Genomic DNA, 409 nt, shown 5'->3' with positions numbered 1-409 from the left:
GCTGTGTATTTGCGTGGTGTGCACCGACACCCGGATCGATACCGGATGCGTGGTACTGGACATCGTCCCCGGTCAACTTCATGAACGCATCCTCGAGCGACCCCTGCTGAGAAGCCAACTCGTACAACACGATTCCCTGCGAACCAGCTAAACCACCGATCACATCGGTGGTCGAATCCACGACCACCAATGCCGGGGCAACGCCGGAACCGTCTTCACGCACCGTCAGCCCCTGCGAGAGCAACACACTGCGCAACGCATCGAGCTGTGGGCTGCGCACGCGCACCGTCGACTCCGACGAACGATCCACGAACTCCGCGACCGTCGAATCCGAAATCAACCGACCCCGACCGATCACCACCAACTGCTCCGCCGTGAGCGCCATCTCCGACAGGAGGTGACTCGACAC

At 61.4% G+C, this 409-nt stretch carries 1 pseudogene; it reads right to left on the bottom strand.

Annotated elements, in window-relative coordinates:
• A pseudogene (locus ASU23_RS15085) lies at nt 1-409 on the bottom strand (ABC transporter ATP-binding protein); the annotation flags it as partial.

This window comes from Rhodococcus sp. KB6 (assembly GCF_001445685.1).
Classification (GTDB): Bacteria; Actinomycetota; Actinomycetes; order Mycobacteriales; family Mycobacteriaceae; genus Rhodococcus_F; species Rhodococcus_F qingshengii.
The sequence above is the reverse complement of the archived record's forward strand: the minus strand, read 5'-3'. Positions and strand labels throughout refer to the sequence as shown.